General features: G+C 63.2%; 5 protein-coding genes and 1 tRNA gene. 3 read left to right on the top strand and 3 right to left on the bottom strand.

Annotated elements, in window-relative coordinates; genetic code table 11:
* Window positions 1-216 (bottom strand): glyceraldehyde 3-phosphate dehydrogenase NAD-binding domain-containing protein (locus VLE48_14150; protein ID HSA94151.1); only part of this gene is annotated, 216 nt, incomplete at its 3' end.
* Between the two features lie 276 nt (window positions 217-492).
* Between VLE48_14150 and VLE48_14145 the strand changes: the two genes are divergently transcribed.
* From VLE48_14145 to VLE48_14135, 3 genes are all read left to right on the top strand, one after another.
* Window positions 493-3,120 (top strand): protein kinase, encoded by a 2,628-nt coding sequence (locus VLE48_14145; protein ID HSA94150.1) that lies wholly within the window; start codon window positions 493-495, stop codon window positions 3,118-3,120.
* Between the two features lie 147 nt (window positions 3,121-3,267).
* The gene (locus tag VLE48_14140) at window positions 3,268-4,692 is read left to right on the top strand and encodes a PLP-dependent aspartate aminotransferase family protein (GenBank protein ID HSA94149.1); all 1,425 of its coding nucleotides are present in this window, start codon (window positions 3,268-3,270) and stop codon (window positions 4,690-4,692) included.
* A gap of 139 nt (window positions 4,693-4,831) precedes the next feature.
* Window positions 4,832-4,905: transfer RNA gene (locus VLE48_14135), tRNA-Gln, on the top strand.
* A 259-nt stretch (window positions 4,906-5,164) separates the two neighbouring features.
* Here the strand turns inward: VLE48_14135 and VLE48_14130 are convergent.
* Together VLE48_14130 and VLE48_14125 are read right to left on the bottom strand one after the other, a co-directional pair.
* Window positions 5,165-6,136: a metallophosphoesterase gene (locus VLE48_14130; GenBank protein HSA94148.1), complete on the bottom strand. Its 972-nt coding sequence runs from the start codon at window positions 6,134-6,136 to the stop codon at window positions 5,165-5,167.
* Window positions 6,137-6,151: 15 nt separating this feature from the next.
* A partial coding sequence (locus VLE48_14125; GenBank protein HSA94147.1) for a hypothetical protein occupies window positions 6,152-6,634 on the bottom strand: 483 nt, incomplete at its 5' end.

Raw genomic sequence — 6,634 nt, 5'->3', positions numbered from 1 at the left:
CGTGCTCTTGCCGTCCACCACCACGCTGTCCTGACCGGCCTTCACGTCGTTGGGCAGGTTGCCCAGGATGGAGTCGTACTTCAGCAGGTGGGCCAGCGTCTTGGGGTCGGTGAGGTCGTTGACGGCGACGAACTCCAGCTCTTTGTCGCCGATAGCGGTGCGCAGGATGTTGCGTCCGATGCGGCCGAATCCGTTGATGCCGACTTTGATAGCCATGTGTCCTCCCGGGAGAAGTGCGCCGTGCGACGCGCGCGCGGGGCTGGAATCGTGCAGAAAGGAAATGCTAACACCCGGGCCCGCGCGGAGCCAACCGCGCGAGCGCGAGCCGTCAGCTATCAGCCGTCAGCAAGAAAGCACTAAGCGGTTAGCAATAAGCTTTGGGTGCCCCACGTTCGCGCTGCTCAGGCTTTCCTCGAGAAGCCCGAAGGGCGAAACCTGAAACGCTGACGTGCCAGACCTGACACCCGGTCTATAATCCGCCCAGCCATGGCCATGGCAGCCGGAACCCGGCTGGGCCCCTACGAGATTCTTGCGCCGGTGGGCGCGGGGGGAATGGGTGAAGTGTATCGCGCCCGCGATACGCGTCTGGGGCGCGAGGTCGCCATCAAGGTCCTGCCTTCGCATCTCGCAGGGGCCGAGCTTCGCCAGCGCTTCGAGCGCGAAGCTCGGGCCATTTCGGCGTTCCAGCATCCCCACATCTGCACCCTCTATGACATCGGCGAGCGTGAGGGCTCGATATTTCTGGTGATGGAGTATCTCGAAGGCGAGACACTGGCCGACCGCCTGACCCGGGGACACATGCCGATCAGCCAGGTATTAAAGAGCGGCATGGAGATCGCCGACGCCCTCGACAAGGCGCATCGCCACGGTCTCATCCATCGCGACCTCAAGCCCTCCAACGTCATGCTCACCAAGAGCGGCGCCAAGCTGATGGACTTCGGCTTGGCGAAAGCCATCGAGCCGGCCTCGACCGGGAACGCGCTTAGCGCCATGGTGACTGCTGAAAGGCCGCTGACGGAGGAGGGCGTAATCGTGGGGACGTTCCAGTACATGGCGCCGGAACAACTGGAAGCGCGTCCCACGGACGCGCGCACAGACATCTTCGCGCTGGGGGCCGTGCTCTACCAGATGGCCACCGGCAAGCCGGCCTTCAACGGCCGCACCAAGGCGAGTCTGATCGCCTCCATCCTGGCGGCCGAGCCTCCACCCATGACGGCGCTCGAGCCCCGGACGCCGCCTGCGTTCGATCGTGTAGTGCGTATCTGCCTGGCCAAGGATCCTGACGAGCGTTGGCAGACCGCGCACGACGTGAAGCTCCAACTGGAAGGCATCCTCCTCGGCAGCACGCAGGCTGCGGAAGCTGTGCGGGCACCGGGTCGGCGCTGGCGCGCTGTGTTGCCATGGGGCATCGCCCTGCTGACGCTGGTTCTCGGCTTCGCCGGCGGACGGTTATGGCGCAGCTCTCCCGCGGCCCAGCCCAGGGTCCGCTTCTCCATTGCGCCGCGCAACCCGCCCTTGTCGCCCTACTACGTCAAGGTTTCCCCGGACGGTCGGGCACTGGCTTATCTCGTCACAGGAAACGACAAGAAGATTCATATTGCAGTTCGCTGGCTGGACTCGGGCGAGGAGCAGCCAGTGGCGGGCACCGAAGGAACCAACGCTTTCTTCTGGGCGCCAGACAGCCGGGCACTGGGCTACTTCGCCAACGGCAAGCTCTACAAGATTGCGTTACCGGGTGGCAGCGCAGAGGAAATGTGCAGCGGGCAGGGTTCACCGGTGCAGGCCAGTTGGGGTTCACGGGGGGTAGTTCTCGCCGCCCAGTTTCCTACCGGTCCTCTCCAGGCCACATCTGTGGCTGACTGCAAGGTCAGCGATGCCACCCCACTGGATACCGGCGGCGGGGAGCTGAACCACATGTATCCCCAGTTCCTGCCGGACGGCAGCAGCTTCCTGTTCGCGGGCCGCAAGCCGGGAGAGAAGGGCGACGAATTCTCCATCTATGCGGGAAAGTTGGGCACCCACGAGCGGCACCTGCTGGTGGCTCAGGGTTCGCGGCCCCACTACGTAGAACCGGGCTTCCTGGTGTTCAGCAAGTATGGGCGCATCTTCGGCCAGCGCTTCGACCCCAAGACCCTCAAGACCGAAGGCGCAGCGTTTCCTGCGCTCGATGAGCGGGTGAATTTTTCCTACACCTTTCGCTGGGCGGAGTACTCGGTTTCACCGAACGGTGTGCTCGCGTATCAGCACGACCTCAAGAAGGAGCAGCAACTTACCTGGGTGGACCGCGCGGGCCGGGAGATCGGACGCATCGAAGAGCCGGCGTTCTATGACGAACTCGCACTCTCTCCCGACGCCACCCGGGTCATCTCCGGACGCATGGACCCGGAAAACAACCAGCGCGACCTGTGGGTCTATGACATTCCGCGCCGGCTGTGGAGCCGCCTGACCTTCAATCCCAGCATCATTGCAAACCCCGTCTGGGCTCCGGATGGGAGGAGCGTTCTGTTCGCGGCCCTGCGCCAGGGCAAATACCGCATTTATCGGCAGGATCTCTCCGGCGGCCCGGAGCAGCTCTTCCTTGAAGCGAAACAAGATGCCTGGCCGGACGATTGGTCGGCCGACGGGAAACTCGTGCTCTTTGAAGAGCTCGTGGGCCAGAGCACGGTTTTGCGTCTCATCGATTCTTCGGGAAAGGGAGAACCGGTCTCCTTCGCCTCTGCTCCGAACTATGACGAGTATGGGGGCCGGTTCTCGGCCGACGGCCACTGGGTGGCTTACGTCTCCAACGAGACCGGGAGCGAAGAGGTGTACGTCCGCGGCCTGTCAGGCGGGCAGAAATGGCGCGTTTCCTCCGCTGGCGGCACCTACCCGGAGTGGAGCGACGATGGCCACGAACTCTTGTACTACTCCGCCGACCACAAGCTGGTGGCAGTGGACGTCCAAATCGCGGGCACATTTCACGCTGGTCCTCCGCACCCACTGTTTGCTATCGAACTGGACGGGTACTACCGCTACGACCACCGCAACCGCCGCTTTCTGATCCCCCGCGCTAGTGCGACCACCAGTAACACCCTCGACCTCCAGGTGGTGGTGAACTGGTCGCCGGCACCGGGCAACTAAGCTGCCCTCCTGCAGTCCATGACCGGATACCCGACACCTGAGACCTGCATCCCGTGACTCCCGTCACTGCGTCCTTCCACGTTATCCGGCTAGCCTGAAGCTGCTCTCAGGGCAGGAGGTACTGGTCTGCCCGGAGCGAGGCCCGCCATGAAGACCAAGGAAAAAGCCGCCAGGAATGCTGCCACGAAGGGCACAGCCAAGACCGGCAATGGCGCCAAGAAGCCCGCGCGGGAAGAGGCGCATCATGCCCAGGAGCCCTATCGCATCCGCACGCGGCTGATTCACGGCACCTCGAAGACGCCCAAGTGGGACTACACGCACCACGTCATCCCGCCCATCACGTCGTCGGCCACCTTCCGGCTGAGTTCGTCGCAGCGCGGGGCCAAAGGGTTCTTCGAGTTCGCCTGCGACACCATCGACGTCACCCGCAAGGTGCCCATCTACATCTACGACCGGCTCGACGAGCCCACGCGCGGCATGCTGGAAGAGAACCTGGCGCTGGCCGAAGAAGGCGAGATCGGGGTGTGCTTCGCCACCGGGATGGCGGCCATCTCGGCGGCCCTGAATACGCTGGTGGAATCGGGCGACGAGATCGTGGCGCACGACACGCTCTACGGCTGCACCTTCAGCTTCCTTACCAACTGGCTGCCGCGGCAGCGCGTGACCACGCGCTTTGCCAACCTGCGCGATCTGAAGGCGTTGGAGAAAACCATCACGCCGCACACCCGCGTGGTGTACTTCGAGACCCCGGTGAATCCCACCATGGAGCTGATCGACATCGGCGCGGTGCGTGAGGTCGTGGACCGCGCCAATCGCAAGCGCAAGCTGGAAGAGCAGATGCACGTGGTGGTGGACAACACCTTCGCCACGCCCTACTGCCAGCGTCCGCTCACACTGGGCGCGCATGTGGTGGTGCAGAGCCTGACCAAAGGCATTGGCGGGTTCGGTACGGACATGGGCGGCGTGGTCATCGGCCCGCGCTCCATGCACAACCACCTGATGCTCTATCGCAAGGACTTCGGCGGCGTGCTCTCGCCCAAAGCGGCATGGAACATCCTGGTGTACGGATTGCCTTCGCTGGCGGCGCGCATGGCCAACATGCAGCGCACCGCGATGCACGTGGCCCGGTTCTTAGAGCAGCATCCCAAAGTGGCGCACGTGGACTACCCCGGCCTGGCATCGTTCCCGCAGCGGGCGCTGGCCGAAAAGCAGATGGTGGATTACCGCGGCAAGTTCGCTCCCGGCTCCATGATCTACTTCATCCTCAAGGACCAGTCAGGCTCGAACGAGCGCGCCGAGCGCTTCATCAACTACATCGCCGACAAGGCGTATTGCATCACGCTGGCGGTGTCGCTGGGACAGATCAAGACGCTGATCGAGAACCCGTACTCGATGACCCATGCCGCCTATGCGCATCGGCCGGAGGCGGCGGGCGACGACAACGGCAAACATGAGCTGAAACTGGAAGACCACGGCCGCGGCGTGGTGCCCGGCGGCATCCGCCTATCGATTGGCCTGGAAGACCGGCACGACCTGATTGCCGACCTGGAGCGAGCGCTGGAAGTAGCGTAGGAAAACCACTTTCAGCGATCAGCGTCAGCCAAGGCAAAAGCACCAGCAAAGGCGGGGTCAACGCCACGGTTGACCCTCTGCGGGCGCCTCCGTAGAATCGAAGAAGGCCGCGTGGTTTGCGGCCGGCTCGCCTTTCCGCTGCCCCCTCGTTCAATGGTAGGACAGCTGACTCTGGATCAGCATATCGGGGTTCGAATCCCTGGGGGGCAGCCAAGCATACAGCCGAGGATTCGTTTGGGTAGAGGTCCCTCGCTGCGCTCGGGATTTCGGCTGCGGGCTCCCGGCCGCGTAGCGGCCTCACGCCGCAGAGCGCCTCAAGTTCGAATCCCTGGGGGGCAGCCAGAAACCCAGTTTCAAGTTTCGAGTTTCCGGTTTCCGGTCGGATTCTGCACTGTCCGCAAGACGCGAGATTGTGTCACGGGCTCCGGCCGTCATTGGCAACCTCACGTCCTGCTTCACACGGCGAGCGCCATCATTTGGGGGATGGCAGGCCAGCGCGCGCCGGTCCGGCGGTTGCGGGGACCGGTTTTCCATCCTTGGAACGAGGGGTGTTGCGGGCGGCCTCTTTCTTTTCAGCGGGGAGATCAGCCGCAGAGTGAGCGGCCGTGTTCCGGTGGATCACTCCCAAGTCCACGGACTTTCCGGTGCGAGAGAAAGTCTGGAAGTGGAGTTCGTCGCCGGCGATCTCCACCAGCATGAAGGAAGTATCGGCGTCGAAGCCGGCGGCGGTGAGATCGGATTTCCTGAGGCCGCCCTTGCGCAGCTTGCCGGAAGCGCCCTCGGTAAAGTAGTGGATCCCATTCTGGGGTTTGATCCGCTCATAGACGTGCTCGTGCCCCTGAAACACCACGTCCACACCATACTTCACGAACAAGGGCTCCAGGATGGAGCGCAATTCGGTGGAGGAGCCGTGCTTGGTCCCGGAAGAGTACAAGGGGTGATGGAAGTAGGCGATCTTCCAGTCCGATCCGGAACCCTTGAGTTCGCGCTCCAACCAGGCCAGCTGTTCCGGGTCCATATAGTTGCTGTCGAGGGCAAAGAAGCGGACGTTGCCCTTCTTGAAGGTGTAGTAGCGCTTTCCATTCATGTTGAAGTGCTGATAGAAGCGCTGGTTGGTCTCGTCGTGGTTGCCCAGGGAGGCGTAGAACTCGATGCCGCCATCGAGCAAGGTCTTGTAGGGAGTCTCGAACTTCTTGCGCATGTTCGAGGGACTCTCGCTGCCATAGATGTTGTCCCCCATCATGATGACGAAGTCGAAGGGGAACGTCTGGCGGGATTGCGCCATGCGCTGGGCGACGTCGTACTGGGTGCGGCCGCCGGTTCCCATGTCCCCGATGGCGGCGAAGCGAACCGAGTCCGCATTGGTCGGCAGGTCCACCCTCTGGGCGCCCGCCGTCAGGGCCAGCGCAATCAGCAGAGCGAAAAGTGAAGAAAGACGGCGCATAAGTCACCTAAGGGTTCAGCCACGCATGGGCGGCATGACCTCCGGAATGAAATCCACGACCACGTTGGTGGTCATATCCACCAGCACAAAATCGCGTCCCACGATGCGGTAGGCGACTTCCTTGGGAAGTTCGGGGAGCTTCAACAGCAGCGTAGGCGGCATGGTGGTGACGGGCAAAGTATCGGGATAGGTCTGATTGACACGCAAGGAAATCGAAGACACCGGATCCCCCTGGCGAATGGTGCGAATGGCTGCCGGCGCCTCAGGCCCGCGAAATTCGCGACGGATGAGGAGGGCAAACTGGGCGCTGATCTCGGGCGTGAAAATGTCGCCCCGTTTGGCGCCGGCACGGGCCTGGCGCAGCTTTCCGGCAAGCGCCTGCTCGTGCTCGGCGATCTGCTCCGCGGTCCGCTTGGGCTTCAGCGGGGGCACAGAGTCGTCCACCCGCTTGCGCAGCTTGACGTAGTCATCCACGCGCTTGCGGAATTCGCTCAGGAC

The sequence above is a fragment of the Terriglobales bacterium genome (assembly GCA_035454605.1).
Taxonomy (GTDB): domain Bacteria; phylum Acidobacteriota; class Terriglobia; order Terriglobales; family Acidobacteriaceae; genus DATMAB01.
Note: the sequence above shows the minus strand (reverse complement) of the source record. Positions and strands in the feature narration are given on the sequence as shown.

Excerpts from the sequence above, each read along its gene's own strand:
- VLE48_14145 (HSA94150.1), top strand. The coding sequence starts at position 493 with ATGGCAGCCGGAACCCGGCTGGGCCCCTACGAGATTCTTGCGCCGGTG.
- VLE48_14140 (HSA94149.1), top strand. The coding sequence starts at position 3,268 with ATGAAGACCAAGGAAAAAGCCGCCAGGAATGCTGCCACGAAGGGCACA.
- VLE48_14130 (HSA94148.1), bottom strand. The coding sequence starts at position 6,136 with ATGCGCCGTCTTTCTTCACTTTTCGCTCTGCTGATTGCGCTGGCCCTG.